23 protein-coding genes are annotated in these 25,371 nt (G+C 58.6%); 16 read left to right on the top strand and 7 right to left on the bottom strand.

Features of this window, described 5'->3' with window-relative positions:
• The first annotated feature begins 95 nt into the window (after positions 1 to 95).
• From FHW37_RS31715 to FHW37_RS31695, 5 genes are all read left to right on the top strand, one after another.
• Positions 96 to 773, top strand: coding sequence for a DUF1971 domain-containing protein (locus tag FHW37_RS31715; RefSeq protein ID WP_145643559.1), 678 nt, complete (start codon positions 96 to 98; stop codon positions 771 to 773).
• Between the two features lie 20 nt (positions 774 to 793).
• The gene (hmpA, locus tag FHW37_RS31710) at positions 794 to 2,008 is read left to right on the top strand and encodes an NO-inducible flavohemoprotein (protein WP_145643558.1); all 1,215 of its coding nucleotides are present in this window, start codon (positions 794 to 796) and stop codon (positions 2,006 to 2,008) included.
• A 38-nt stretch (positions 2,009 to 2,046) separates the two neighbouring features.
• Entirely contained in the window at positions 2,047 to 3,198 is a 1,152-nt protein-coding gene (locus FHW37_RS31705; protein WP_246691037.1) for a hypothetical protein, read from the top strand.
• Positions 3,199 to 3,358: 160 nt separating this feature from the next.
• Positions 3,359 to 4,111 (top strand): SDR family oxidoreductase, encoded by a 753-nt coding sequence (locus FHW37_RS31700; RefSeq protein ID WP_145643557.1) that lies wholly within the window; start codon positions 3,359 to 3,361, stop codon positions 4,109 to 4,111.
• A 177-nt stretch (positions 4,112 to 4,288) separates the two neighbouring features.
• The gene (locus tag FHW37_RS31695) at positions 4,289 to 5,686 is read left to right on the top strand and encodes a cyclic nucleotide-binding domain-containing protein (protein ID WP_246691036.1); all 1,398 of its coding nucleotides are present in this window, start codon (positions 4,289 to 4,291) and stop codon (positions 5,684 to 5,686) included.
• A 76-nt stretch (positions 5,687 to 5,762) separates the two neighbouring features.
• Here FHW37_RS31695 and FHW37_RS31690 read toward each other — a convergent pair whose 3' ends face one another.
• A complete protein-coding gene (locus tag FHW37_RS31690; protein ID WP_145643555.1) occupies positions 5,763 to 6,230 on the bottom strand; it encodes a carboxymuconolactone decarboxylase family protein in 468 nt (155 codons plus the stop codon).
• 472 nt (positions 6,231 to 6,702) lie between these two features.
• On the opposite strand from FHW37_RS31690, the gene FHW37_RS31685 reads away from it, so the two are divergent.
• The 6 genes from FHW37_RS31685 (at position 6,703) to FHW37_RS31660 (ending at position 12,746) form a co-directional block, all read left to right on the top strand.
• Complete coding sequence (locus FHW37_RS31685) at positions 6,703 to 7,533, top strand: alpha/beta fold hydrolase (RefSeq protein WP_246691042.1); 831 nt, start codon at positions 6,703 to 6,705, stop codon at positions 7,531 to 7,533.
• A 442-nt stretch (positions 7,534 to 7,975) separates the two neighbouring features.
• Entirely contained in the window at positions 7,976 to 8,830 is an 855-nt protein-coding gene (locus FHW37_RS31680; RefSeq protein ID WP_186458501.1) for a HamA C-terminal domain-containing protein, read from the top strand.
• Positions 8,817 to 9,248, top strand: coding sequence for a hypothetical protein (locus tag FHW37_RS31675; RefSeq protein ID WP_145643552.1), 432 nt, complete (start codon positions 8,817 to 8,819; stop codon positions 9,246 to 9,248). Before FHW37_RS31680 ends, FHW37_RS31675 begins: the two co-directional genes overlap by 14 nt.
• Positions 9,249 to 9,389: 141 nt before the next feature.
• On the top strand, positions 9,390 to 10,934 hold the full coding sequence (locus FHW37_RS31670) for a helicase-related protein (protein ID WP_186458500.1): 1,545 nt from the start codon (positions 9,390 to 9,392) through the stop codon (positions 10,932 to 10,934).
• A 296-nt stretch (positions 10,935 to 11,230) separates the two neighbouring features.
• Entirely contained in the window at positions 11,231 to 12,037 is an 807-nt protein-coding gene (locus FHW37_RS31665; RefSeq protein ID WP_145643550.1) for a HAMP domain-containing histidine kinase, read from the top strand.
• Positions 12,038 to 12,086: 49 nt separating this feature from the next.
• The gene (locus FHW37_RS31660; protein WP_246691035.1) at positions 12,087 to 12,746 is read left to right on the top strand and encodes a response regulator transcription factor; all 660 of its coding nucleotides are present in this window, start codon (positions 12,087 to 12,089) and stop codon (positions 12,744 to 12,746) included.
• On the opposite strand, the gene FHW37_RS34745 is transcribed toward FHW37_RS31660, so the two are convergent.
• The 5 genes from FHW37_RS34745 to FHW37_RS31635 form a co-directional block, all read right to left on the bottom strand.
• The gene (locus FHW37_RS34745; protein ID WP_432442917.1) at positions 12,743 to 13,060 is read right to left on the bottom strand and encodes a helix-turn-helix transcriptional regulator; all 318 of its coding nucleotides are present in this window, start codon (positions 13,058 to 13,060) and stop codon (positions 12,743 to 12,745) included. The genes FHW37_RS31660 and FHW37_RS34745 overlap by 4 nt on opposite strands.
• A gap of 265 nt (positions 13,061 to 13,325) precedes the next feature.
• Positions 13,326 to 14,315: an ABC transporter permease gene (locus FHW37_RS31650; protein WP_145643547.1), complete on the bottom strand. Its 990-nt coding sequence runs from the start codon at positions 14,313 to 14,315 to the stop codon at positions 13,326 to 13,328.
• A 3-nt stretch (positions 14,316 to 14,318) separates the two neighbouring features.
• Positions 14,319 to 15,170, bottom strand: a complete 852-nt coding sequence (locus FHW37_RS31645) for an ABC transporter permease (protein WP_145643546.1) — start codon at positions 15,168 to 15,170, stop codon at positions 14,319 to 14,321.
• A complete protein-coding gene (locus tag FHW37_RS31640) occupies positions 15,164 to 16,795 on the bottom strand; it encodes an ABC transporter ATP-binding protein (protein ID WP_145643545.1) in 1,632 nt (543 codons plus the stop codon). Before FHW37_RS31640 ends, FHW37_RS31645 begins: the two co-directional genes overlap by 7 nt.
• Positions 16,792 to 18,321, bottom strand: coding sequence for an ABC transporter substrate-binding protein (locus tag FHW37_RS31635; protein ID WP_145643544.1), 1,530 nt, complete (start codon positions 18,319 to 18,321; stop codon positions 16,792 to 16,794). The genes FHW37_RS31640 and FHW37_RS31635 overlap by 4 nt, the downstream gene beginning before the upstream one ends.
• Positions 18,322 to 18,627: 306 nt before the next feature.
• Between FHW37_RS31635 and FHW37_RS31630 the strand changes: the two genes are divergently transcribed.
• Positions 18,628 to 19,278 (top strand): response regulator transcription factor, encoded by a 651-nt coding sequence (locus tag FHW37_RS31630; RefSeq protein WP_145643543.1) that lies wholly within the window; start codon positions 18,628 to 18,630, stop codon positions 19,276 to 19,278.
• A gap of 134 nt (positions 19,279 to 19,412) precedes the next feature.
• Positions 19,413 to 22,079, top strand: a complete 2,667-nt coding sequence (locus FHW37_RS31625; RefSeq protein ID WP_145643542.1) for a PAS domain-containing sensor histidine kinase — start codon at positions 19,413 to 19,415, stop codon at positions 22,077 to 22,079.
• Positions 22,080 to 22,123: 44 nt separating this feature from the next.
• Here FHW37_RS31625 and FHW37_RS31620 read toward each other — a convergent pair whose 3' ends face one another.
• The gene (locus FHW37_RS31620) at positions 22,124 to 22,375 is read right to left on the bottom strand and encodes a hypothetical protein (protein WP_145643541.1); all 252 of its coding nucleotides are present in this window, start codon (positions 22,373 to 22,375) and stop codon (positions 22,124 to 22,126) included.
• A 249-nt stretch (positions 22,376 to 22,624) separates the two neighbouring features.
• On the opposite strand from FHW37_RS31620, the gene FHW37_RS33845 reads away from it, so the two are divergent.
• The 3 genes from FHW37_RS33845 (at position 22,625) to FHW37_RS31610 (ending at position 24,800) form a co-directional block, all read left to right on the top strand.
• Positions 22,625 to 22,762 carry a hypothetical protein gene (locus FHW37_RS33845; RefSeq protein WP_186458499.1) on the top strand — a complete coding sequence of 46 codons (138 nt, stop codon included), beginning with the start codon at positions 22,625 to 22,627 and terminating at the stop codon, positions 22,760 to 22,762.
• 367 nt (positions 22,763 to 23,129) lie between these two features.
• On the top strand, positions 23,130 to 23,519 hold the full coding sequence (locus FHW37_RS31615) for a response regulator transcription factor (protein ID WP_145643540.1): 390 nt from the start codon (positions 23,130 to 23,132) through the stop codon (positions 23,517 to 23,519).
• Between the two features lie 114 nt (positions 23,520 to 23,633).
• A complete protein-coding gene (locus tag FHW37_RS31610; protein WP_246691034.1) occupies positions 23,634 to 24,800 on the top strand; it encodes an HlyD family secretion protein in 1,167 nt (388 codons plus the stop codon).
• The last annotated feature ends 571 nt before the right edge of the window (positions 24,801 to 25,371 follow it).

The raw sequence follows: 25,371 nt of genomic DNA, 5'->3' as shown, positions 1-25,371 counted from the left end.
TGCGTCAAAACGCCCATGCCAAAAAGGTGCATTTTAATAGCACCTTTTTGCGGAACGTAATAGGTGTATCTCAAATACCTATTTAGGAGTCGGCAATGTCGGTAGAGCTTACTGAAACGGACATTTCGCGGATACTGGCGAGATTCTACGACCGCGTGAGGGCAGACGAGGACCTCGGCCCGGTTTTCGCGGTGGTCGAGGACTGGGACGAACATCTGACGAGGCTCTCGGAGTTCTGGTCGTCGCTAATGCTCGCCACCGGGCGCTACAAGGGCAATCCGTTGTCGATGCATCTTGCCCATGCCGAAAAGTTCCGGCCGTCGATGTTCATCAAGTGGCTGGAGCTCTGGCGTGAGACGACCGAGGAGCTCGCTGCGCCGGAGATAGCGTTCGAGATGCAGGCGAGAGCGAAAAGGATCGCTTCTCGTTTTTCGATCATGATCTGCGGCGAGGAGCTTCCCGCATCGGTGACAGACGAGCCGAGGCCGCTCGCGCCCACGCCCTACAAAATCTCGGCTCTTTTCGACGAGCAAAGCTTGCCGCGCGCGCTTCTCGCCGATCACGCTCTCAAATCCGGGACATGGGGCGTGGTCCGCGTCGAAGAGGGCGCGGTCCATTACCTCGAGCCCGGTGTTTCCGAGCCCCGGATACTCCAACCCGGCATGCCGGGTGTCATCCCTCCCGAAACAAGCCACAGCCTGGAGCTCGTGGGAGCGGTGAAGCTGCGCGTCGAGTTTTACGACCGCTACCCGCTCGGCACCTATCAAAACTGACCCAAGAAGGAATTGAGATCATGCCACGTCAGCTGTCCGCAGAAATCATAGAACTCCTGAAGGCGAGTGTTCCGGCCCTTGAGGCCCATGGTAGCAACATCACAAAGGCCATGTACGCGCGGCTTTTCAAGGACGAGCACATCCGGAACCTGTTCAACCACGCCAACCAGGGCGAGGGTGGTTCACAGGTTCACGCGCTGGCCGCAGCGATCCTCGGCTACGCCCGTAACATCGAGAACCTCAGCGCGCTGGGTCCGGTCGTCGAGCGTATCGCACACAAGCATATCGGCTACCACATCCTGCCGGAGCACTATCCCTACGTCGCCGAAGCCCTGCTGGCGGCGATCAAGGACATTCTCGGAGATGCGGCAACCCCTGCCGTTCTGACCGCCTGGGGCGAGGCTTACTGGTTTCTTGCCGATATCCTCAAGGGCCGCGAGAGCGATTTGCGGTCCGATATCGAGAACCGGAACGGCGGCTGGAACGGGTGGCGGAACTTCACGGTCGTCTCGAAGACAAAGGAAAGCGACGTCGTCACGTCCTTCGTGCTGAAGCCTTCCGACGGCGGTCGGGTCATCCGGCACAGGCCTGGCCAATACCTGACCTTCCGATTGCCTCTGGAGAACGGAACGGTCGCCAAGCGGAACTACTCCATCTCATGCGGTCCGAACGACGAATTCTATCGCATCTCGGTGAAGCGCGAGACCTCCGGACAGGGCGGCTCGATCTACCTGCACGACCGCACGGATATTGGTTCGGTGATCGACGCCACGCCTCCGGCGGGGGACTTCTTTCTCCCGGAAGAACCAAAGGCTCCGGTCGTATTGTTGTCCGGCGGGGTAGGGCTGACACCCATGGTCAGCATGCTCGAGGCGATCGCTCGCGACTATCCGGACCTGGAAGCACACTTCATCCATGGCGCGTTGAACAGCGCTACCCATGCGATGGACAAACATGTCAGGACCCTCGCCGCCGCCCGCTCCCGCGTGAACGTGAAAACCTTCTACAGCGAGCCGTCCAGCCAAGACGCAGTCGGGCTCTCCCATGACTATGACGGGTTCATCACCGTCGACTGGCTGCGCTCCGCGACACCCTTCGAAACCTCCGAGTTCTACCTTTGCGGACCCAAGCCGTTCCTTCGGGCGCTGGTTCCCGCTTTGGCGAGAGCAGGTGTGCCGGGAGAGCGTGTTCACTACGAATTCTTCGGCCCGGCGGACGAGCTCCTCGCCGCCTGATCGATCCATCAAACCGCCATTCCGAGAAGGCGACTTCCATGCAAAGCCGTATTCAGCCGATGCTGTGGGCGTGGCCCGCAGCGGCCGCCATCGTGTTCCACCCCCTGTCGGCCCAAGCCCACGTCAAGTGGTTCGCCCCGTATATCGTGGGCGCGCCTCCAGCGCCGATCGAGAACACCCTACAGGACACCTGGTTCTGGGTCGGCATATGTCTTGTCCTAGTGTTCTTCGTCCTGACACGTCTGGTGGAGGTTAGCTCGTTCGGCGCGAAAGCCATCGGAGCGCTCAATTGGGCGACCGACCCGCTCTGGGCGCGCCAGGACGACTACATCCGTTCGATTATCGCCGCGTTTTTCGTCGCGATCTTTGCCGTCGGCGGCGTGTATCTGACGCCTGACCTCAAGACACCCGCCGAATGGGTTTCCTGGCTTCAGCTCGTGATTGCCTGCTGCATATTTTCGCGTCGGACAATGCCGATCGCCGGGCTTGGTATCATAGCCCTTTGGATATTCGCACTGAGAGACTACGAGCTATTCCATCTTTTCGACTACCTCGCGCTCGGCCTCGGCGTGGCGGGATACCTGCTCCTCGAGCCGCTCAAGAACGAGGAACTGAGGGGACGCCGTTTCGAGGCGCTCCGGTGGGGACTGGCGATCGCCCTTATGTGGTCGAGCCTCGAGAAGTTCGCGTTCCCGAGCTGGTTTTACCCGCTCGTCGTCGAGAAGCCGTTTCTCACTTTCGGAATGCACAGGGACGTGTTCATACCGATGGCAGGCGTCACCGAGTTCACTCTCGGGTTCGGCCTTCTGTGGACGCCCCTGATTCGCAGGCTGTCGGCTATCGCCCTCCTCGTCATCTTCACGGCCGCCGTATGGCCTTTCGGCCGGGTCGACCTCATCGGGCACGGCCTGATCATGGCGATCCTCATCGCGGTTGCGGCTGATCACCGTACGGGTGTCGATCTCATGACGGCGCTCAAGCGGCGTCTGGTGAACATTCCCATCGGACTCTCGACCGCTCTCGTCGTTTTCTGCACGGCCTACTGGGGATTACACGTCGCTTTCTACGGCATGGATGGACAGCTGCCCGCCACCGATATCCCGAGGACGACACATAGCTACAGCGTGGAACATCCGCACGGCCCCGGCGGGCCCGACGACGTCCCCGCCAGCCAGCACTCCCATCCGTAACGGCTCAGGCGGGAAGCGCGTACCCAGGAAGCGGCTGCGCGGCATCCCGATGTATATCTTGCCGGAGTTAGCGTGCGGCGTGATTTTCTGAAGGCAAACCGCGGGCAGGCCGTAGCTGGAGCCGCCCCTCTACTGGCCAACAAATTCAAGGAGAATGAAGATGAAAATCGTAGTTGTAGGCGGCACGGGCCTTATCGGCAGCAAGCTCGCTAGCTTACTGTCGGCGCGGTTTCTCGAAGTCGTGGTCGCATCGCCAAGCACCGGCGTAAACAGCCGTACAGGCGAGGGACTGGACGCCGCGCTGCAGGGGGCCAATGTCGTCGTGGACGTCACGAACGCGCCTTCTTTCGATCCGGGCGAAGTCCTGGATTTCTTCAAGACGTCGACCAGAAACCTGCTCGCCGCCGAGAAGAAGGCCGGAGTGCAGCACCACGTGCTACTCTCTATCGTCGGCACCGATGGTCTTCCGGGGAACGGTTACTTCCTCGCCAAGGCAGCACAGGAGGCTTTGATCGAAGGTTCTGGCGTTCCCTACACCATCGTCCGCGCGACCCAGTTCATGGAATTCATGGCAACGATCGCGGATGCAGGAACGACAGACGGCGAGGCGCGCCTTTCGACAGCGAACTTCCAGCCGATCGCCGCGGATGACCTGGCAGGCTTCCTCGTCGACACCGTCGGCAAAGCGCCCGCCAACGGTATTGTCGATGTCGCCGGACCGGAAAAAGGCCGGATGTGCGACATCATCGGTCGATACCTCCGGTCCGTCGGCGATTCCCGCAAGGTCACACCGGATTCCAGCGCAGGCTATTTCGGCTGCGCCTTGGAGGAGAACTCGCTCGTCCCCGTTGGCCAGACGCGCCTCGGCTCCACTGGTATCGAGCAATGGGCGAATTCAGCCACGGCCGCCTAGATCTCGTTGCCTACCCGACCGTGACACCTACGCCGGGTGACGCGGTCGGACTGCGCAAATCCACCATGGGTCGCGGCTCTATCCCCGACGACATCTGCGGGAACAACCATCATGCCGATGTTGTCGGAGTTCGTAATCCAGGTCGGTCTGCTTCTGGCGGTCTCGGTCCCGCTTAGAGTGCTGCTGCGCCACCAGACCAGGGCAAAGCTGATCCTCGATGCCGTCGTCTTCGTCGCCCTATCAGGCCTGTTCTTTTCGAGAGGTATCGAGCCCTATAGGCCCGGAGCCGTCGGAGGCATAGACGCGGTCAGCGTGGCGATCGCCAAGGCGGCATGGTGGATAAGCATCTCGCTTCTCCTGGTGACGGTAGTCCGGAAATTCCTCGTCTTCAATCGACGGCCTCGCGAAGGCAGACTGGTCAGGGACCTACTCTCCGGCGTCATCTACATCGGCACCGCCTTATCCATAGTCGCATATGTCTTCAACGTTCCGGTGGGAACGTTGATCGCCACGTCCGGCGTCTTCGCGATCGTACTCGGCCTCGCGCTGCAGAGTACCCTCAACGACGTGTTCAGCGGCATCGCCCTGAACCTCAACCGCCCATACGCGGTCGGTGATTGGATCGTTCTGGACGACAATCTCCAAGGAAGGGTGATCGAAACGAACTGGCGTTCGACACATCTCCTCAACGGCACGAACGACATCGTGATCCTGCCGAACAGCATTCTGGCGAAAGCGAGACTCACGAACTACAGCAGCCCGGACGAGAGCCACGGCATTGTGGTGACCGTGCGCTTTCATCCGACGGAAAGGCCCGAGGTGATCGGTGAGACCATGAAGACGGCGCTACTCGGGTGCACGAATATTGTCCGCTCGCCGTCTCCGAGCGTCGCGATCACCGCCCTGGAAGGCGACGGCGTCACGATAGATCTTGTCAGTCGGGTGAGGGACGTTGGCAAGGTCTCCGACGCTCGCAACGAGATATACGATCTGGTCTATCGTCACGCGCGCTCCGCAAACCTGGTGCTGAGCTCGTCAACACAATGGACGGGGCCGCTCCCTTACTGGGAACAGGCTTCGCGTGGCCATGGCGCGATCGACTGTCTTTCGTCCATTCCCCTGTTTCATTCGCTCAGAGAAGACGAGCGAGCGTCCTTGGGCGCTGCGATGAAGCAGGTCGCGTTCCCGAAGGGGGCCGTGATCGCACGGCAGGGAACCTCCTTGACCTCGCTCCTGCTCATCCAGAAGGGTGTCGTTATCGTCGAGAGAGAGGAAAACGGCCGCCACACGGAACTCACGAGACTTTCCCCCGGAGATTTTTTCGGAGAACGGGGTGTCTTGATGGGGTCGCTAGAGGCTGGTGAAATCCGTTCGTTGACCCCGGTCACCGCATACGAAATCAAGAAGGATGCCCTCGCTCCGTTTCTCGGGCAACGCCCGGAAATCGCCGAGGAGCTCGGGTTCGTTCTCGCGCATCGGCTCGAGAAGGAAAAGCATCTCCTCGACCAGCCGGGAATGGAAAACAGCACCTCGATCACCCTGTCGGGGAAGATACGCAGCCTGTTCGGTCTGTAGCACAGTCCGGCATGGTGGCTGCTCGCTCCGAAATCGGCTTCGCCACGCCACCATGCCCTTGAACAGTGGATCGACGTCAAGCCGCCGCCGGGACCGTCCGATGGTCGATCGGGTGCTGCAGACGCAAGGCGAGCGCCATGCGGTTCCAGACGTTGATCGTGCTGATGGCGGTTGTCAGCCTGGCAATCTCGGCTTCGCCGAAATGCTTCCTCAACTGCTCGTAGTCGGCGTCGGGAACGCCCGTAACTGAGACATTCGTCAAGCTTTCCGCCCAGTTCAGCACCGCGCGTTCCTTCTCGTCATAGAGAGCGGATTCCTTCCAGACCGCGATCAGGGCAATCCATTGGTCCGAGAACCCGGCTTTCCTCGCTTCCTTGGTATGCATGTCCACGCAGTAGGCGCAGCCATTGATCTGTGACGTACGGATCTTCACGAGATCGATGTAGCGTTTGTCGATGCCGGACTTCTGGACGTACATCTCCAGTCCCATGATCGCCTTGAAGCTGTCGGGCTCGACAGCGTTGATATCGAAACGGGGTTGCATCTTATCACTCCCAGCTTTGGGTTTTCGTCGATCGGGAATTCGTCGACGAAAGGACGCTAAGGCGGGAGCTGGCAGCGAGGAAGATATACGGGAGTATCCGTCATGAACGGACGAAGCCCACAAAGGGGGCGACTTTCAATGGGGGAATGCGACGCGTCGCTTGTAGCCTGACGCCCAATCGCTTCCGTTTCCCGCCACGGGCCACACGGCATACGGATGTATAACTCCCGTGGCTCCCGATACTGCGTCACCTTCGACGCGCTGAGTTTGGCTCTGCCTTTGAGGCGAGCGGACCAAGGCTCGTCAATACCGGATCATGGAGAGACAAATGACGGAGAAAGAAACCTCACGGGGCACGGGCCCCTTGAGACGCGAGGTGTTGGCGCTTGGCCTTGGAGCGAGCGTCGCAACTATAATCCCCAACATCGCGATGGCCGCCGCCACGCAGAAAACCACCGAAAGGAAACAAGACATGGGCTTTGTTAAGACGAAAGACGGCGCGGAAATCTTCTACAAGGACTGGGGTCACGGTCAGCCGATCGTGTTCCATCACGGATGGCCGCTGAGCAGCGACGACTGGGATGCCCAGTTGATGTTCTTTCTGGAAAAGGGCTTTCGCGTCGTCGCCCATGACAGGCGTGGCCACGGCCGCTCGAGCCAGGTCGCCGAGGGTCACGACATGGACCACTACGCGTCGGACGCCGCAGTCGTCGCCGAACATCTCGATCTCCGCAACGCGGTCCACATCGGCCACTCGACGGGGGGTGGTGAAGCCGCGAGGTACGTCGCCAAGCACGGCAAGGGCCGTGTCGCCAAGCTCGTTCTCGTCGGCGCGGTTCCGCCGATCATGGTCAAGACCGCCGCGAACCCCGGAGGTCTGCCGATCGAGGTGTTCGACGATTTCCGCAAGAACCTCGTCGCCAACCGCGCCCAGTTCTTCCTCGATATCCCTTCTGGCCCTTTCTACGGCTTCAATCGGCCGGACGCCAAGGTTTCCCAGGGCGTCATCCAGAATTGGTGGCGACAGGCCATGGTCGGAGGCGCGAAGGCGCACTACGACAGCATCAAGGCGTTCTCCGAGACGGATTTCACGGAAGACCTCAAGTCGATCACGGTCCCCACGCTCATCCTGCATGGTTCGGACGACCAGATCGTGCCGATCGATGACTCCGCCAAGCTCGCCATCAAGCTGCTGAAAAACGGAACCCTGAAAATCTACGACGGCTACCCGCACGGCATGTGCACGACCCACGCCGACGTCATCAACCCGGACCTCCTGGCGTTCGTCCAAGCCGCCGGCTGATCCAAGCGGGGCAGGCTGCGAAGCCTGCCCCGTTGTCAAAGATTGATTCTGCACACTCGAGGCGTCCACACAGCTCTCACGGATTATCTCGGCTGTCGGCCCTGAGCGGTCACCCGGAATTGCTATGCATAGTAGTCGATCGCGGTCTGCACCATGTGACCGATACAGATGATCCGCCACCCCGTAGATGAGGAAGCTTACCCGATCGTGAGCTTTTTCAACGGAGGATATAGGACAGAGATTGGGGCTGCGCAGCCCGTTCAATCGTCAAGGACACCGGCAAGCGATCCTGCCTGAAGGTGACTGACCAGAGTAGAGTGAAAGACCTGTCCGTTATTCGAGTATTGCGCACGCTTGTGTCGCAACGTTGTCCACAAAATCTTACTGAACCGCCATGGTTGTGTTATCTCTCTCTCCCTATCCTGCTTTGATTTGGGTCCAGATGACGAGCATTCTCTATCCATCGCAATTTCTTCAGGTACGTGTTCAAAAACTCGCAGGAAACCCCGAATATGTGACTTTGTGCGCCGGGTATGAGGGGAAAAAGTGGCGCTCACCTCAGATGGCTGAAGATTTGATGAGTTGGGTCCCCTATGCGGCCCTTAGTCAAGAAGATCAATTGGCCTTCGGGTTGCACAATTATCGCACTTTTATTCAGAGGGCGGCCTATCACATATACGCCAAAAAGGACGAGACACGTGGAGAGGTCGGAGAACTCCTTCTTCATCAAGCGTGCGTCCAGTACCACAACGCAACACCAGTGGTTTGTAAACTGATCTTAAAAACGTCGCCGAACGATGTTGTAAAAGGCTATGACGGCGTCTATGTCGTCGCAAACCAGGACGACATAGAGATTTGGCTTGGCGAAGCAAAGTTCTACAAAGACGCCAAATCGGCGGTAGCCGCAGCGGTAAAGTCTATTAAGGATCACTTCCTGCCCGCGTTCATAAATGCTGAAAAAGCTATGATTGTTGGCCACATAACCAAAGACACGCCTTACTACGATCAGCTGGTGCACCTGTTTCTAAATCAAACGTCCGCAGATAAACTTTTCTCAAAAGCCGTCTTTCCCGTTTTAGTAACGTACGAATCTGAGTCGATTGCCGGGCATATTTCGGTCTGTAGTGAGCTTGAGGAGGCTCTCAAAGAGGAAGCAGAAGACATTTCCTCAAAATTCGGCGAATTGATAAAGCAATACGGTCTTAAATTGCAATTAATCCTCATTCCTCTGCTGAGCAAGGAAGAATTATTACACCAATTTGATACCCGCCTCGAGGCCCATATTGTTAAGCCCTGACGAACTGCTGAGTGAGCTTGCGAGTAACGTCACCCCCTCGGTGATCTTTGAGTGTGTGTCCGTAATCGGCGCACGAATAGCAGAATTCGGCAGAAACGACTTTATCGCACAAGAGTTGACGATCAGGATGGTGGCAGCGCTGTCTGAAGGGCGAGTCCCAGAGTCCGTGGCCGCTGTCGTATATCAGGCCGTCGAACTGGCCGGCTTGTTTCCCTACATCTCGGATACGTCGCCCATGCACTCCATTGGGCAGCTCGTCCACGATTCACATCGAGTCCAGCCGATCAGGCCTTTTGTCTTCCATTCAGAGCAGATGGCGATTTTCCTCGCTCTCCTTGATGGAGACAACGTCATATTGAGCGCTCCAACAAGCTTCGGGAAATCTGCGATTGTGGATTACTTCATCATGGAGCGTTAGCCTAAAACGACAGTTATCATTGTGCCAACCATTGCTCTGATGGATGAAACCCGGAGGCGACTCGCCCGCAACTTGGGTGAGACCCATCAAATCATCTTCCATAAGGATGACGCCCGTATCGGGGAACATGCGATATACGTTATGACGCAGGAGCGCGTGCTAGACCGTACAGACATCAAAAAAGTCGATTTTCTGTTTGTCGACGAGTTCTACAAGCTCGACCCCAGTCGAGATGACTCTCGTTATCAAATGCTCAATATTGCACTCTACAAGCTCGCCAAGATATCGCGGCAGGTGTTTATGGCAGGGCCGCACATCTCCGGGATACGTTTTGGGCAAGAGTGGCAGGGCAAGTTTACTTTTGTACAGACGAATTTTCGTACTGTCGCGGTTGACATAATAGATCGGTCGACCACATCCAACCGACTTCAGACATTTCTAGGAGATTACCTTGAGAACAAGGCAAATCTCTCGATTGCCTTCACCGCGTCACCTGGCAGCGCGCGTTCGTTGGCTGAGGAGATTATCGTTGAGGACCCCGTAGAAGGTTCGAGCGCAGCCAAAGACTTGGCCGATTGGCTAGGTCAAAACTATAGCCCAGAATGGGGGTTGGTCAAAGCTCTTCGACATGGTGTTGGCCTTCATCACGGGCGGCTCCCCCGCGCCGTGGCACAACGCATTATCGACCTGTTCGAATCTTCAGATTTAAAAATTCTCGTATGTACCTCGACCCTAATTGAAGGCGTCAACACGTCTGCGGCGATCATCTATGTGTACGACAAGAAGATCAACACACAGGACTTTGACTTCTTTTCGTTCGCAAATATTCGTGGCCGGGCCGGTCGAATGATGCGTCACTTCGTTGGAAAGGTCTACCTGTACCACGAGCCGCCTGAGGAGGTCTCAACCGTGGTCGATGTCCCAATATCCTCCGATCCCGCCAACGCTGCGGAACCCATCCTTTTTGCCGTGGACGAACGCGACATTGAGCAAGAAGGTCTTGATCGGCGTGACAAAATTACAGCGACAACGGGGCTATCGCGCGCAACAATTGAGCGCTTCGGGTCATTCGGGGTCCAGAATCTCAGTGAGCTCCGTGCCGAAATCCAGCAAATCTTAGCGACCCGACCGAGCTTCCTCCTATGGAGCGGATTGCCTGACAGAGAGCGTCGAGATTGCATGTTTGACCTGATTTTCAGGTTCCTCATCCAACCGAATCGGCTGCGTGTGGGCGCACGAAGTGGAAGGCAATTGTCGTTTTACGTCGACAGGCTGAGGGTTTCAAAAACGCTGAGGAGCTTTCTCTCCTTTCTGGTAAAAAGGTCTCGTTCCTCGGATTCGGCAGCGGATGTGGTGGAAATTGGATTCGAGTTTTTTCGCGGTTGTGATTTTACAGTTCCTACCGCTGTAATGGCGTGCCAATCGGTTTTGAACGACCTTCTGGAAGATCGATCCGTCGATTGGAGCTTCTATGCCACGGCTATCGAGAATTGCTTCCGGCCGAGCTGGGTGAAGGCCTTGGACGAGAGGGGAATACCATTTCCCTTTGCCGAGAAACTCATACCGCTCGTGCCTTCGGGCGCTTCGATGAACGAGGTATTGCGCGTTGTTGCAGAGGTCCGAGACGGTGTGAGGGCACTGAGTCTTGATCCTGTAGAGCAGCGGCTCATAGCGAATTTTTCCTAGAGCACGTCCGCTCTACGCGGGGTCATATCCAGGCTTGTTTGATGGGTGATTGTCGGTGCTAAGGCGCTTGAGTTGGCAAGGTTACGGTGGCGCTAATGAATGTCTCCTGTTGGCGAGAAGCGGAAAAAGCTACCTGACCTATCCCGCCGTATAGGTCGACCACGGCTACTGGCGCGGTAGCGACGCGGGAACATTTTACGTAGCCTGTCACCCACAATGCCAGCCAGTGCATCGATGAAAGGACCGCGGCGCGCGAGCGCGGTTTTCACCAACCGACGTGGGAATAGGTAGCGACCGTGGACTTTGCCCCGCACACCGAACGGACGTTTGAAAAGGGTTCTCAAGAGCAGAGGCTACAGGAGCTCGAGGTGAGCGGCGGGCAGGCCGCGCGTCTCAGGCTTCTTGGGCGCATGACAAGCTCCTTCGTTCTCGACACCCGGCAACCTCTGGCGGTAATCGTGACGGATTGCGGTACCGCCCAGAGGCTCCTGGTTTCGGGACGCGATACGACCGAGCAAATGGAAGTCCTGCTTTCGCGCATTGTCCAATGTGCCCGCTGGGCGGATGAAGTAATCGGCTTCGCGGATCGCATGATCGCCAGGCGAATTTCGACTCTGGCGCTGGTGGATATCAACTCGCTGGCAAAAAGCGCCGTCCAGTTCAGCCAGTGCGAAAGCTTCTCCAGGGCGGTGACCCTGCATCTTGCCCAGTCTCCCGGTCGCGCGTTGGTACTTGGCGACGAGCTCCAGCTTCTCCAGGTCGTGGTCACCCTTTTAGTGAGCACCCTACAGCAACAACCCGCACGGAAAACGGAAAGGCATGCGGTTCATTTGTGCATCGCCGACATCGGAGACGAGATCGTCCTCGACATAGGAACACCCCTGACATCGGGGAACGGGAAGCTCGAAGACCAACGGAAGCGGACCACTAAAGCCGATTCCGACGTCGATATATGCCGATCCATCGTCGAAGCCCATCAGGGTGCGCTCGAATGTCGTCGCGGTCGGTCGGGCGTCATGTTTCGCATGAGGTTGCCGCGCGTTTCCGATCGGCTGGAGCGAAGCCATAGCCACTCTCAACCGTCATCACTTAAAGACAGTTAGGCAAAGCCACGGACGGACCTCGCCGTCATCAATGAAAAGGAGTTTAGCCGTGTCATCTCAACCGGAGAAAGACGTGATTCGACAGAGGGTTTACGTCATTGACGACGAGCCAAATCTTCGCGCATCACTGCTCAACTTTTTCGAGTCGGTACAGATCGAGGCAGTTGGCTTCGGTAGTGCTGAAGAGTTTCTGTCCGAGGCTGACGGGGAGAGCGCCGGGTGTATCCTTCTCGACATCCAAATGCCCGGCATGACAGGGCTCGAACTTCAGGCAGAGCTCTCGCATCGCGGCAATCCGATGCCGATCATTTTCATCACCGGAAACGGCAGCGTATCCGTGAGTGTTTCAGCGATGAAGGCTGGCGCTTTCGACTTCCTGCTGAAGCCGTTCAACTCTCAGGCCGTCGTCGATGCGATAACAAGGGCGATGGAGGCCGACAGGCAGGCAAGAGCCAAGAGAGCGGAGGCGGACAAATTAATGCAGCGATTTTGCAGACTGACCCCGCGTGAAACGGAAGTCTGGGAATACGTTTCCCAAGGTCTCATGAACAAGCAGATCGCGTTCGAGATGAGCATCAGCGAGATCATGGTGAAGCTGCATCGTGGACGCATGATGAAAAAGATGCATGCGAAGTCTGTCGTAGACGTCGTGCGGATGTTCGACAGGCTATCGGTACATGGCGGTCAATCGACCGCTTTAAACTCCTAGAGCGTCGATTGGGATCTTGCGCGCAATTCCACCGCCTGCCGTCTCCATTCACTTGGCGGCACGCCTTCCAGGCGGCGAAACAGGCGACAGAAGTGCGCATGGTCCGATAGTCCACATTGTTCGGCGACGGACGATAGCGGGCAGTTCGAGTTCGCCATGAGGGCCTTTGCCTTTGCCATGCGCTCCCCCATCACGAAGCTGGACGGCGAAACCCCGAACGCGATCATGAAGCACCTACCGAAATGCCCGACACTGATTTTGGCTTGAGACGCAAGATCGCGGACCTTTATGGAGCCAGCGATATTCTCAGACACAAAGGTGCGGACGCGGCGACACTGCCAATCGGTCAGCCCACTCCTTCCGCGAGCGGAGTTCCTGATCGGAAACAAGCGATCGGGTGTCGAAACGCTTACCGCGCCGAGACGCGCAACGTGCTCCAAGGTCAACGCCCGCCTCCAATCTCGCTTCGCGTCAGAGTGTCATCGACACGACCTTGAAAATGCCGCTTCGGGATTGAACTTGATACGTATCTAAAAGTCGCGCCTTCCTATCCCGGCGTATAGGTTTGCTCGCCGCACCTCACTCGATCGATATCCGTGGATCGGCGATCCTCTGCGTGGTCTCGACAATCATCCCGACGAGGACATAGAGCCCTCCGAGAACCAGAGCGACGCCAAGGATGGCCGGGAGGTCCGAGTAGGCCAGCGATTGGACCATGTACATGCCGAGTCCGGGCCAGGCGAAGATGCGTTCGACGACCAGCATGTTACCGAACAACAGGCGAGCCTGGAGGCCGCTCATCGTAAGCGCCGCATTTGCTGCATTACGGAGACCGTGGCGTGCGGCGACCCATACCAAGCTTAGGCCCTTGCCACGCGCGGTCCGGATGTATCCGTGCTTCATGACGTCATGCAACGAGCTTGACAGGACCTGCCCGACCGCGACCGCGACGGGTAGCGCGAGAACCGAAGCGGGCAGGAGAAGATGAGCGGCCGCGTCGATGAAAAGGCGTAGGTTGCCGAAGATCGCCGTGTCCACAAGAAGGAGGCCTGTCGGACCGGAAAACCCCCTGACACCGAGGCGGCCGGAACCCGGCAGCCATCCAAGCTTATACCAGACGACCAGGACCAGCATCAGGCCAGTCAGGAACACTGGCAAGGACCCGAGCCCTACGAGTGCAAGACGCAGCATGCGCAACGATGGATAGGTGGCTTGGATGACCGCCACCGTGACGGCCACCGAACTGCCGAGCAGCAGAGCGACAACCGCAAGTTCGATCGACGCGGGCAGGTGCTTCCGAATATCGTTGACCACTGGCTGCCTTGTGCGGACCGAGACGCCGAGGTCACCATGTGCGACACGGGTGACAAAGTGTCGGTACCGCGTGATGACGTCTTCATCCAGGCCCATCTGCGCGCGTAAGGCCTCTATCGTGGCGGGCGGTGCCGTCGGTCCCGCGATGAGGCGGGCCGGATCGGCTGGCACGACGCTCTGAAGGCAGAAGACAAAGAACGTCATCGCCATCAGTGTCAGAATGCCGCCCGCGATTTTGCGTCCGAGATATCGCATGCTCTACCGCCCTCTGAGTGCATGGCGGACCCCGTCGGCAAAAAGGTTCGCCAAGAAACAGATAAGGAATATCGCCACTGACGGGAGTATCGGGAGCCACCAGAACATCGTCAGGCTGTCGAGAGAGCGCGAAACCAAGGCTCCGAGCTCCGGAGCGGGGTCAGGCTGTCCCAAGCCGAGGAACGACATCAACGACAAGGTCATGACGACGTTGGAGACATCCACGCCGGCTGCCACGATTAGTGCCGGGACGACGCCGGGCAGGGCGTACCTGAAAACCAGCCTCGATCGCGAAGCGCCCGATACCCTTGCCCCAAGGTAATGAGGGGAGGCCAAGATACGTCGGACTTCATCGCGTGCGATCAAGGCGTACCAAGGCCACCAGCAGACTGCGATCGCGATCACTGAATTCTCGACACCGGGGCCGAGCACCGCCGCGAACGCGATGGCGAAAAGCATCGACGGCACCATCAGGAAGACGTCGGTTACCCTCCGGAGAACCGCGTCGAGCCATCCTCCGGCAAAACCGGATACCAACCCGATCGCCGTTCCGACGAGGAAGCTTGCCCCGATGATCGCCATCCCGGGCAGCCAGGTGAACCTTATGCCGAGTATGACCCGTGAAAAAAGGTCCCGTCCGATTTCGTCCGTACCGAAGGGGTGCATGATCGACGGAGGGAGCAATGCCGGACCCACCCGCAATTGCGGGTCGTATGGCATGAAGAGCTGCGGGAACGCTGCTGTGGCCGTGATCAGCAGAAGGCCGAAAAGGCCGATGATGCCGGGAACATCTATCCTGCGGACAGACCCGCCGTTGCTCGAAGCTTCCGGTCTTCGTCCAAGCGCCCTCAACATAGTCGGGCGTCCCTGCCGGATGGATCACAACGGTCGTCCCGCGAGGAGATCGACATGTCTGCGAGTTCGTGCAGCTTTCCATTGTGAAGGCGATAGATCCTGTCCGCGGCGATCCTGGCAGCGGGGAGGTCGTGCGTCGCGATAACTATCGCGGTGCCATAGATGCGGCGGATGCGGCCGAGTAGGTTCAGCATCGACGCCGCGAGCGACGTGTCCAGCGCGCTGATGGGTTCGTCACACAGAAGGAGCCGGGGGGAAACCGCAATCGCTCTGGCGATCGCGGCTCGCTGGCATTGACCGACAGATAGCTCTGAAGGCAAGGCATCGGCAAGCGAGCGCTCGAGATCGACGAAATCCATCAATTCCGCCAGGCGCTTATCACGAGGCACCTTTGCCACCTTCGCGGAACGCAACCCTTCGACGATCTGTTCGCCGATAGGGACCCAAGGCGTCAGGAAAGATTTAGGGTCCTGGAAGACCAGTTGAGGGCGGCCGCCGTCGGACCCGACCGTTCCGCGGTCGTGTTCAAGGAGCCCAGCGGCGATCTTGAGGAGGGTGGATTTACCGATACCGCTCTCGCCTATCAGCGCCACACACTCTCCGGCCTCCACGGTGAGGTCGATCTCGGCCAGGACATCGCGAGAGGTAACCCGAAAGAGGCTTCTCGTACGAAAGGCCTTCGAAACCCGGCGCATGTCCAACACGACTTCCTCTTGATTCGGGGAGAACGGGGGCCAAGGGACGCTTTGCTGAACGATGCTTTCGGATTGCGGGTTTTCGATAACTCGTTCGCCTCGGACGAGGGTCGGCAACTGCGCGGATTTGTCGACGGCTCCATCATACCGGATCGCGAGGAGCCCAACACTGTAAGGGTGGCGGGGACGGGCGAAAATCTCCGAGGTCGGCCCGACCTCGACGATCCGCCCGTCCTCGAGGATTGCCGTGCGATCCGCTATCTCCGCTACTGCGAGATCGTGCGTACTGAGCAAGACGGCCGCTCCGTGTGCTGCCAAATTCCGCAGCAACGCGGTGACCTTTTGTTTGTTATCGAGGTCGAGACCTGTCGTGGGTTCGTCAGCCACGATCAGCGGCACGGGTATGGCTGTCGCCATAGCGATCAGAACACGCTGCCTCTCTCCTCCGGAAAGCCGATGCGGAAGGCTGCCCATGACGCGTTCCGTGTCACCGATCCCCGCCCACCGCAGCCGCTCGATCGCTGTGAGTTCCCCGCAGACCTCCGCCATCTGCGCTCGAACGCTCATTGTCGGGTTCAGCGCGTCGAAGGGGTCTTGGGGGATGATCCGCACCAGGCTCTTCCGGGCAGCTCTAAGCCTGGGCTCGCCCGCACCGACCAATTCCTCGCCGACGACACGGATAGAGCCACTGATCCGAGGCTGGCTGTCGCGCGGCAAAAGACCATGGATGACGTGAGCAAGGGTCGACTTTCCAGAACCGCTTCGACCCACAAGCGCGGTTATCTGCCCGGCGCGAACCTCTAGCTCCAGCCCTTTGAGCACGTCGTTCCTCTGTCCTCCGCGCAACATCGAAACGTGCAAGCCACGGATTTCGAGCGTGGCAAAGGGCGGAGTACGGGTTTCGACCAGCTCTCCCACCCCGACGCTCATCGGCGGACGCTCTCGTAGTCTATGTTTCCCGGGGGATACACGGGTCTCAAGCCGAAATCGCGGATGTCGTTGGCATGGACCACGACATCCTGCATTTCGACCAGCGGTATGGCGATCCCGGCGTCGAAGATCATCTGTCCGGCTTGTTCGTAGAGTTCGTTCCGTCGAGCGTCGCTCCCCAGACTGCCCGCCTCCTCGATGAGGCGGTCGGCTTGGCCGATCGAACGTCCGAAGAAGTTGACCGGAGCGTCCTTCGTGAAAAACGCCTTTGCCTGGTTTTCCGGGTGAGCCGCATCCGGGCCTGCAATCGTAAGGAGTAGGTCCGGTGGCGACGTCGCCTCCTTCAAGTTGAAGGCGGCTCCCGGCGGCAACGCGTAGGACGTCGCCTTGACGCCGATGGATGCCAGCTGCGCGATCAGGAGGCCCGAGATTTTCTGATAGCCAGGTGAGGCGCTGTGCTGGCCGATGACGAGACTGACAGGACCGCGGCGTGCGACTATCGCCTTGGCGCGCTCCATGTCGACAGGGAAGACGAGCGGTCTGCCGGGATCGAGCACCACGCGGGGATAGACCGACCTGGCCACCGTCGCATACTGGCCGAACGCGTCTTCCGCCCAAAGAGCCGGATTGATGGCAGTCAACACCGCCTGCCTGATTTCCGGATCATCGAGGGGCGAGCCGGGTTTCGCGAACAGGGTGTAGAGGCTTACGCTCGGGGCCGCCGAGACCGCGAGATCGGATGGAATGCCGCCGAGCTGCGCGATAGGATACCCCGTCGGCACGGCGTCGATGTCTCCAGCTCTCAACTGCAAAATCTGCTGGCCAATGTCCGGGACGACCGGAATCTGCACTTCCGGGAAAAACGCTTTCTGTCCCCAGTACTCGTCATTCCTCTTGAGAACATAGCGGTCGCCGCGACTGAATTCCGCCAATGCATAAGGGCCTGTTCCATCGGCGTGCTCACCGAGCCATCCGGTGGCTCTGTCTCCTTTATCGTGTTCGGCTAGCGCTCGCGGGCTGATCACCTTTGGGCCCCAAGGGCTTGCGAGGCTGTCGATGAAAGACGGTTGCGCGCGCCTGAGGACGATCTTGAGGGTCAGTCTGTCCACTGGTTCGAGTTTTTCGACGTTGGAGAGGAAGTACGACAGAGCCAGCTTGCCGTCCTTCCTTCGGTCGAAGGAAGCAACGACGTCAGACGCACTCATCTCGGTGCCGTCGTGGAACTTTACGCCGTCAACCAACCTGAAAACATATTCGCGACCGTCGTCGGAGACTTCCCAGGAATGTGCCAGTCGGCCGACGACCTTTACGGTGCCCGGCTCGTATTGAACCAGACCCTCGTAGACGTTGTTGATCGCGCTCATGGCACCGATTTCAAATCCGTTGTCCGGATCGAACGTGGCGATGTCCGTTAGAAGCGGAACCCGGAGGACCTCCTGCGCGGCCACGGGTTGCACAATGAGGGCCGCCGCGAAAACACACGCGATCGTACGACTGACAGCAAAGGCAAATCCGCCCGGCAACATGTTGGCATCCTGGTATTAACTCTACCCGACTCCGGCGGACTAGCCGCACAGTGAAATCCTAGCATCCGGAATCGCGCCGTAACCAGTTCCGACAACCAAGGGAGCTTGTACGAATCGCGCCAAAAATCACGTCGCACGCAGCCGATGTCATTGCCCGATTCCGCGGGCAGCCGAGTGTTGAGCTCGTCGGTCCATCCGGACCTCGGATCCGGGCGGGTGGGGCAGGGTTCCAAAACGACGCTTCTCTTGTTAACATCCGTATCCGATAGGATCGCGTGGGCGCGCGCCGCTTTTGAGGGGATGACCATGGAGGGGGCTGCAGCGCGGCCGTCGGAGCTGCCGATCGTGACGCTGGTCGACGACGATGCGCGCGTGCGGGAGGCGATGGAGAATCTCCTCTGCTCAGTCGGCATCGACACCGTATCCTTTGCGTCCGCACGCGAGGTGATCGAGGCCACCTTGCCGGATCGGCCGGGATGCTTCGTGCTGGACGTCCGTATGCCGGGATTGAGCGGGCTGGACCTACAAGATCATCTCCTGAAACAAGGCAACCACACCCCGGTCATATTTCTCACGGCCCACGGCGACATCGCCATGAGCGTCGAGGCCATGAAGGCCGGAGCTAAGGACTTTCTTACGAAGCCCGTGCGGGATCAAACTTTTCTGGATGCCGTCTCGAGGGCCATCAGCGCCGATCTCGAACGGCGCGAAGCTCAAACGAACTCTCAAAAGCATATCGCGCTCTATCAAGGCCTCACCGCCCGCGAACGTCAGGTGTTACGCTTCGTCGTCGAAGGGAGCCTGAACAAGCAGATCGGTTTCGAGCTGGGCATTTCGGAGGTCACGGTGAAGCTGCACCGCAGCAACATGATGAAGAAGATGCAGGTGACGACATTCAACCAGCTCTTCACCGCCTGGCAGGCGCTGCCTTCCCATATACGAGAGAACGTCGAATAGCCGGGTCGACCGTGCCTCTTACCTGTCCTACGAGATAGGTTTCGACCACCGAACCATGGGTATAGGTTGAACTCGGTCATGAACGACCCGCTACCGTAGCCCGGCGCGTCCTGTCATCATCCTTGGAAGGCGTGATGGATTTCCAGACATCACAGCAGCGCCGCTTGTTTGCTTTCGCGGCGAGTGCTATCGGCGCTGGAGTTGCCGTCCTCTTGAACGAGCCTGTCGGCCTCCTGATTGCCGTCGCTTTCGCAACGATATGCTTCGGCTGCAGGTGGGGTGTCGCTACGGCCATCGTCATGAGCGCAGCAGCCGCCGCGCTTATCTGGGCGGAAGGCGATCTTGCCAGCTTGAGCATCAGGGGCTGGTCCGCGTACGCGATAAGCGCATTCGGCATCTGGGCAGTCATCACCTCCTATCGGACGATATCGTTCTACGACCAGGTCTATAAGGCGGTCCGCCCGACGTTGGAGGATATCCCCGGACTTGGATGGTCGGCCTATCCCGACGGCCGCATGAGGTTCGTGAATCCGGCCGCCACGGAGTTTGTCGGGATCACCCCGGAGGAAATGAAGGAGAGAATGGAAGGGACCGACACCGCCTGGTGGACACCCTTCATTCATCCCGATGACCGGGAAAGAAGCTTGGCGCTCTGGCGCAACAGTCTTACGACGGGTGAACCCCTTATCGACGAGCAACGCGTACGCCGCTTCGACGGGACCTACAGATGGTTCCGGGATTCCGCCATCGCCTCTCGGGACGAAAAAGGGGACATCACCGCCTGGTACGGTTCCACGGTCGACATCACCGACCAAAAGAACGCCGAGGCGGCGTTGAAAGCCAGCGAGCAGCAGCTTCGCGAGCTTATCAACACTGTCCCCGCACTCATCTGGCGCGCGGGTCCGGACGGAAAGACGACCTACGTCAATGACCAGTTGATCGAATGGTTTGGTCTATCGACAGGGGAAAGGGATGTCGACGGGCTAGAGAGCCTGCTCATGGATGCGGTTCATCCCGAGGAACGGCAGGACGTGAGGGCGACTGTAAATCGGCTTTTCGCCACGCGAAGGTCATTCTCCCTCAAGTACCGCCACAGGCGTTCAGATGGCTTCTTCCGTTGGACGAATGCCACCGTTCAGCCTCTTCTCGACACCGACGGTTCGATCGTCCAGTGGTACGGCGTTTTCCTCGACATCAACGACGAAATCGAGGCTCTGAACGCATTGCGCAGAAGCGAGACGGAAACTCGCCTCATAGTGGATACCGTGCCGTCGTTGATCTGGCTCATGTCCACCGAAGGATTCGTCTACCACTTCAATGACCGAATGGTCGAATGGACCGGGATCGAGCCGGGGAAGAACCCGAGCGATCCGTCTGCACCGCAACCAACCTATTCGGAGCTGATACACCCGCATGACAGCGAGCGTATTGCCGCGGAGTTCAAGAAGGCGTTCGAAACTGGCACCGCCCTGCATACGAAAGGGCGATTGCTCAGGAAGGACGGGCAGTTCCGCTGGCTCGACTCGCGCGTCGAGCCGCTTCGGGACGAAGCTGGCAACATAATCCGGTGGTACGGTGTTTCGATCGATATCGAGGACGAGGTCAGAGCGCAGGCCGCTTTGCGCGAAAGCGAACGTTACCTTCAGCACATGATCGATACCGTGCCCGTGGGGATCGTCCTTTCCGACAACAGCGGAACGCCTGTCTACGTCAACAAAAGGCTGGTCGACAACAACGGCTTGAACGTCTCTCGTGAAAGCGAAGGCTCTCGGCTCGACATCAGTCCGGCGGTGGAAGACCTCATCCATCCCGACGACAGAGAAACAGTCGAGAACCGCTGGGCGCAGGCGCGCGGGAAGGGAAAGCCCTACGCGATGCGTTACAGACAACGCAGAGCGGACGGCGTCTATCGCTGGATAGAGGACAGAAGCGAGCCTTTCCGGGATGACGGTGGCAAAATCCTGCAATGGTACGGCGTCAACTTGGACATCGACGACGAGGTGAAAGCGCAGGAAGCCCTCCGGATCGCCGACGAGCGTTTGGCCAAAGCCGCGAGAACCGTGAGCCTATCGGAGCTTTCGATTTCGATCGCACATGATCTGAACCAGCCCCTGCAGGGCGTCGTCTCGAACGTAACCGCCTTCAAGAACTGGCTGGGGGCCACGCCGCCAAACCTTGAGCGGGCGACACGCACCGCTGAGTGGATCGTGCGGGACGTGGAGGCGGCGGCAGAAGTAGTCAGCCGTATCCGAACCATTTTCTCGCAGACAGAGCATAAGCGCGAGGCGGTTTCGCTGAGAGCAGTGATCGAGGACGTGAAGAGTTCGCTGGCCGACAAGTTGATCGCGGGGAAAATCAAGGTCCACGTCGATCTTGACGGTGACCTGCCCGACACTCAGGCAGACCGCGTGCAAATCGAGCAGGTGGTTCTGAATCTACTGAAGAACAGTGTCGAGGCCTTCGATGGAACCCGGTCACGCAGTCGGTCAATCGAGGTACGTGCGAGGAAGGTGAACGGTGAGGTTGTGGAAGTCTCCGTCGGTGACAACGGCCCCGGTCTGACCGACCCGGAAAAGGTGTTCGAAGCTTTCTACACGACCAAAAGCGATGCGCTCGGGATCGGTCTTGCCATCTGCCGATCTATCGTTGAAGCCCATGGCGGTCAGCTCAGTGCAAGCAACCGTGGAAGGGGTGGGGCCTTGGTGACTTTCACGCTTCCGACCAATGGAAGGGCGCGCATCGACGCGGCAGGAAGCGCTGTCGTTGATATCGAAGCTTTGAATAGGGGCGAATTGCAATAGCCGTTAGGTGGATCCGGCTGGACGGCCGGGTCCCACAACCTAGTTCAGTGACTTGACTGCCGGACACGGTCCACCAGCTTGAGCGAACGGTCAGACTGCACGACGTATGTTTCGGAATAGCGAGTGCCATCAGAATAGAAGTCATGATTGAACTGGCTGCCGACGGGGGCCTTCTTGAGGCGTGTGGCAGGCTGCCCCTCGTACGTTATGCTACCCGGAATGGGTTCGATGGCCATGGCCGGAACCGCGAGGAGCGCCGAGAGCGCGAGTACAGCCGAATACGATAGCTTTATCATCTCATTCTCCGTGAGGGGAAGTCGTTTCCCTTGTTGCGGGGCGAAAATGAAGGTGATCGCTGGCGGTTTACAGTTGTACGAAAGGGTACCCTTGCTCGCCGGCGGTTCTACGTGTGCTTCCCCTCTTGGTAGTTTGCTCCAAGACCTCGCGGGAGCGGGTGTTCTCATCGCTGCGACAATAAGCACGTCTCTCGCAAGCCGAAAATGTCGTATGTGCCTTGCGTCCATACAACCAGAAAGAATTGGTCAATGACAAACGATTGGGTAGACTGGTTTCCGATCGTCTTCTTCCCGCTAAAGGTTCTCGTGCTGGGCGTCGGCATGTTTTTCGCGATCAAGTGGCATCGCGATCAGGCCAAGAAAAGCGACGATAGCAGAGGACTGTAACGGCGCGTCGCGTCGCCGCTTTCAGTCACTAGGGCGAAGGTGTGACGTTCCCCTGGATGTCTTCCGCGCAGGCGGGCGAGCCGCCAATTCCCCCGAGGAGGCGGAATCCGAGGAAATTCGATGTATGCTGCGGCCTGAGCGATAAGCGGTATCTGAAACTTGCGGCTATCCCTACCGAAAACCAAACGGAGGTATATATAACGGCGCTCCTGCAATGCGTGGTATTGCGACGACCGGAGAGCTTTAGATCTCAACCATCGCGTTTTCGTGCAGATCGAAACGTCCCGATTTGCCGTCACGCGTTGCAAGAACCGATTTTTGACGCGTTTTTCTGAAATCCCGTTGCGGAAAGTGACAAGTTTCAAAAATGGCTGGCTCGCAAACCGCACATATCGCGATCATCGAAGACGACGTTCACCTACGGAATTCGATCAAGGACTTTCTCGATACCGCCGGATACACGAGCGAACTTTTCGGCTCAGCGGACTTCTTCCTGGACAGTGACCGCTACCGATCGTTCCGCTGCGTTCTCGCCGACGTACGGATGCCGGGGACTTCGGGCATCGAGATGCTCAGATTGCTGAAGTCTCGGGAAGATTGCCCTCCGATCCTGATCATGACTTCCTACTCGGACAATCAAATGCAGGCGATGGCCCTGAAACACGGCGCGTCAGGCTTCCTAGCCAAGCCGATCGATACTTCACTGCTTCTCCAATTGATCCATGACGCCATCGGTAGCGACGCTTCCCGGGGCTGATCATCCACGGCGCTTCCGTTTAGTGCCGAGACCCCGGTACCCAAACGTATAGCTGTCGATCCACGCCGACTTCTCCAGAATGTGATCAACGTCATTTCGATGAGGAGAATTTCGATGGCAGAGTCTTCAGTCATAGCTTCGCCCGACGTCATAAGGCTGCCACAGCCGGATCGGGAAGCGAAGCCCTCTCCGGCATCGGAGACGGGCAACCTTCCTGTAGAGCCCACTTCAGGTGCTCGTGGATTGATGCGACGCCTCATGCTCGGCGGGTCGATCCTCCTTGCCGCAGCCTATGGCACATACCAGGGATTCCAGTACTACACCCTTGGCCGTTTCATTATCACGACTGACGACGCGTATCTCAAGGCAGACTTCACGTCGGTCGCGCCGAAGGTCTCCGGATATATCAGCGAGGTCCTCGTGACCGACAACGAACACGTGAAGGCCGGGCAGGTCGTCGCGCGGATCGACGATCGCGACTTCCAGTCCGCGCTGTCGCAGGCTCGCGGTGATCTCGCAGCCGCCGAGGCGGCCATCGCAAACATCGATGCGCAGATCGTGCTCCAGAATGCGCTGATCGATCAGGCGAAAGCGGGGCTTGCCTCTTCGGAAGCCAATCTCGCCTTTGCGTCATCCGATGCCAAAAGGTCCGAGTATCTCTACACAAGCGGGTCCGGGACGCTCTCGCGAGCCGAGCAAACACAGTCGGTGAGCGATCAGGCCAGGGCGGCGGTGGACAACAGCAAGGCGGCCGTCGTGGCAGCGGAAAACAAGCTTCCCCTCCTTGACACCCAACGCAACCAGGCCATCGCCCAGAGGGACCGCGCAAAGGCCGGAGTAAATCAAGCCGAGCTCAACCTGTCCTACACCAACATCGTATCGGCGATCGACGGAACGGTCGGCGCGCGTACCATACGTCTGGGGCAACTCGTAAGCGCCGGCACACAGCTCATGGCGGTCGTGCCTCTCAACGCCGTCTACGTCGTGGGCAATTTCAAGGAGACACAGCTGACCGACGTCGTGCCGGGGCAGCGGGTGGCGGTCAAGGTGGACAGTTTTCCGGATGCGACCATTGACGGGCACGTCGATAGCGTTTCACCGGGAAGCGGACTCGAGTTTTCGCTGTTGCCCGCCGACAACGCCACGGGCAACTTCACGAAAATCGTCCAGCGAATCCCCGTGAAAATCGTCATCGATAGCAAGGAGTATGTCGGCCGTCTGCGATCCGGTATGTCGGTGGTTCCGAGTATCGACACGAGAGGTGGGCGCTCGACGCCATAAGGAAGGGTCGACAATCCTCAGTCTTGCCAACGTCGTTGTACATAGCGGTGACGCGAGGTATTTTTCCTGAAAACCGGGACCAACACACCCACAGCCAATTTCGGCGACGAAAAGCATAGCCGGGGTGATTTGCTGGCTACCGACATAAGTTCAGTTCGAATCCTGAGATGTACCGTTGCGATCCCCTGAAAATCATATATTTTGTCGTGCTCGAGACCGATGACCCTGTTGAGACCACAGGCTTGCAAGGTTTCTCTCGCAGTTGGCCCCACCTTCACTGGGCATTCCCGGTGCTGGCCAAACTACCCTCGGACGTTTCCGAGCGAGCCTTCAAAATCGATGACATCATCGCCCAGCGGATGGGCGGCATGAGGCACTTGGAATGGCATCCAGCCAGCATCAATTCCCTCGAAACACTTGATCCGCATCTGGTAGGGCCGTTCATCGTGTGCTTTTCGGGCGAGCCACAGGGGGGGGCGGATAAAAAGTTGGACTGCTTTATAAGTTCAGGCCGAGGCTCTGACGATACTCGACCGGGCTGAGCGATCCCAACGATATCTTGATACGCTTC

Source organism: Neorhizobium alkalisoli (assembly GCF_007829835.1).
Taxonomy (GTDB): Bacteria; Pseudomonadota; Alphaproteobacteria; order Rhizobiales; family Rhizobiaceae; genus Neorhizobium.
The sequence above is the reverse complement of the archived record's forward strand: the minus strand, read 5'-3'. Positions and strand labels throughout refer to the sequence as shown.

Bases quoted from the DNA above. Each gene is read 5' to 3' on its own strand.
- FHW37_RS31635 (WP_145643544.1), bottom strand. From the start codon at position 18,321: ATGTTGCCGGGCGGATTTGCCTTTGCTGTCAGTCGTACGATCGCGTGT.
- FHW37_RS31615 (WP_145643540.1), top strand. From the start codon at position 23,130: ATGGCTGGCTCGCAAACCGCACATATCGCGATCATCGAAGACGACGTT.
- FHW37_RS31650 (WP_145643547.1), bottom strand. From the start codon at position 14,315: ATGCGATATCTCGGACGCAAAATCGCGGGCGGCATTCTGACACTGATG.
- FHW37_RS31645 (WP_145643546.1), bottom strand. From the start codon at position 15,170: ATGTTGAGGGCGCTTGGACGAAGACCGGAAGCTTCGAGCAACGGCGGG.
- FHW37_RS31700 (WP_145643557.1), top strand. From the start codon at position 3,359: ATGAAAATCGTAGTTGTAGGCGGCACGGGCCTTATCGGCAGCAAGCTC.
- FHW37_RS31625 (WP_145643542.1), top strand. From the start codon at position 19,413: ATGGATTTCCAGACATCACAGCAGCGCCGCTTGTTTGCTTTCGCGGCG.
- FHW37_RS31705 (WP_246691037.1), top strand. From the start codon at position 2,047: ATGCAAAGCCGTATTCAGCCGATGCTGTGGGCGTGGCCCGCAGCGGCC.
- FHW37_RS31715 (WP_145643559.1), top strand. From the start codon at position 96: ATGTCGGTAGAGCTTACTGAAACGGACATTTCGCGGATACTGGCGAGA.
- FHW37_RS31670 (WP_186458500.1), top strand. From the start codon at position 9,390: ATGACGCAGGAGCGCGTGCTAGACCGTACAGACATCAAAAAAGTCGAT.
- FHW37_RS31620 (WP_145643541.1), bottom strand. From the start codon at position 22,375: ATGATAAAGCTATCGTATTCGGCTGTACTCGCGCTCTCGGCGCTCCTC.
- FHW37_RS31685 (WP_246691042.1), top strand. From the start codon at position 6,703: ATGGGCTTTGTTAAGACGAAAGACGGCGCGGAAATCTTCTACAAGGAC.
- hmpA (WP_145643558.1), top strand. From the start codon at position 794: ATGCCACGTCAGCTGTCCGCAGAAATCATAGAACTCCTGAAGGCGAGT.
- FHW37_RS31630 (WP_145643543.1), top strand. From the start codon at position 18,628: ATGGAGGGGGCTGCAGCGCGGCCGTCGGAGCTGCCGATCGTGACGCTG.
- FHW37_RS31680 (WP_186458501.1), top strand. From the start codon at position 7,976: ATGACGAGCATTCTCTATCCATCGCAATTTCTTCAGGTACGTGTTCAA.
- FHW37_RS31690 (WP_145643555.1), bottom strand. From the start codon at position 6,230: ATGCAACCCCGTTTCGATATCAACGCTGTCGAGCCCGACAGCTTCAAG.
- FHW37_RS33845 (WP_186458499.1), top strand. From the start codon at position 22,625: ATGACAAACGATTGGGTAGACTGGTTTCCGATCGTCTTCTTCCCGCTA.
- FHW37_RS31640 (WP_145643545.1), bottom strand. From the start codon at position 16,795: ATGAGCGTCGGGGTGGGAGAGCTGGTCGAAACCCGTACTCCGCCCTTT.
- FHW37_RS31610 (WP_246691034.1), top strand. From the start codon at position 23,634: ATGGCAGAGTCTTCAGTCATAGCTTCGCCCGACGTCATAAGGCTGCCA.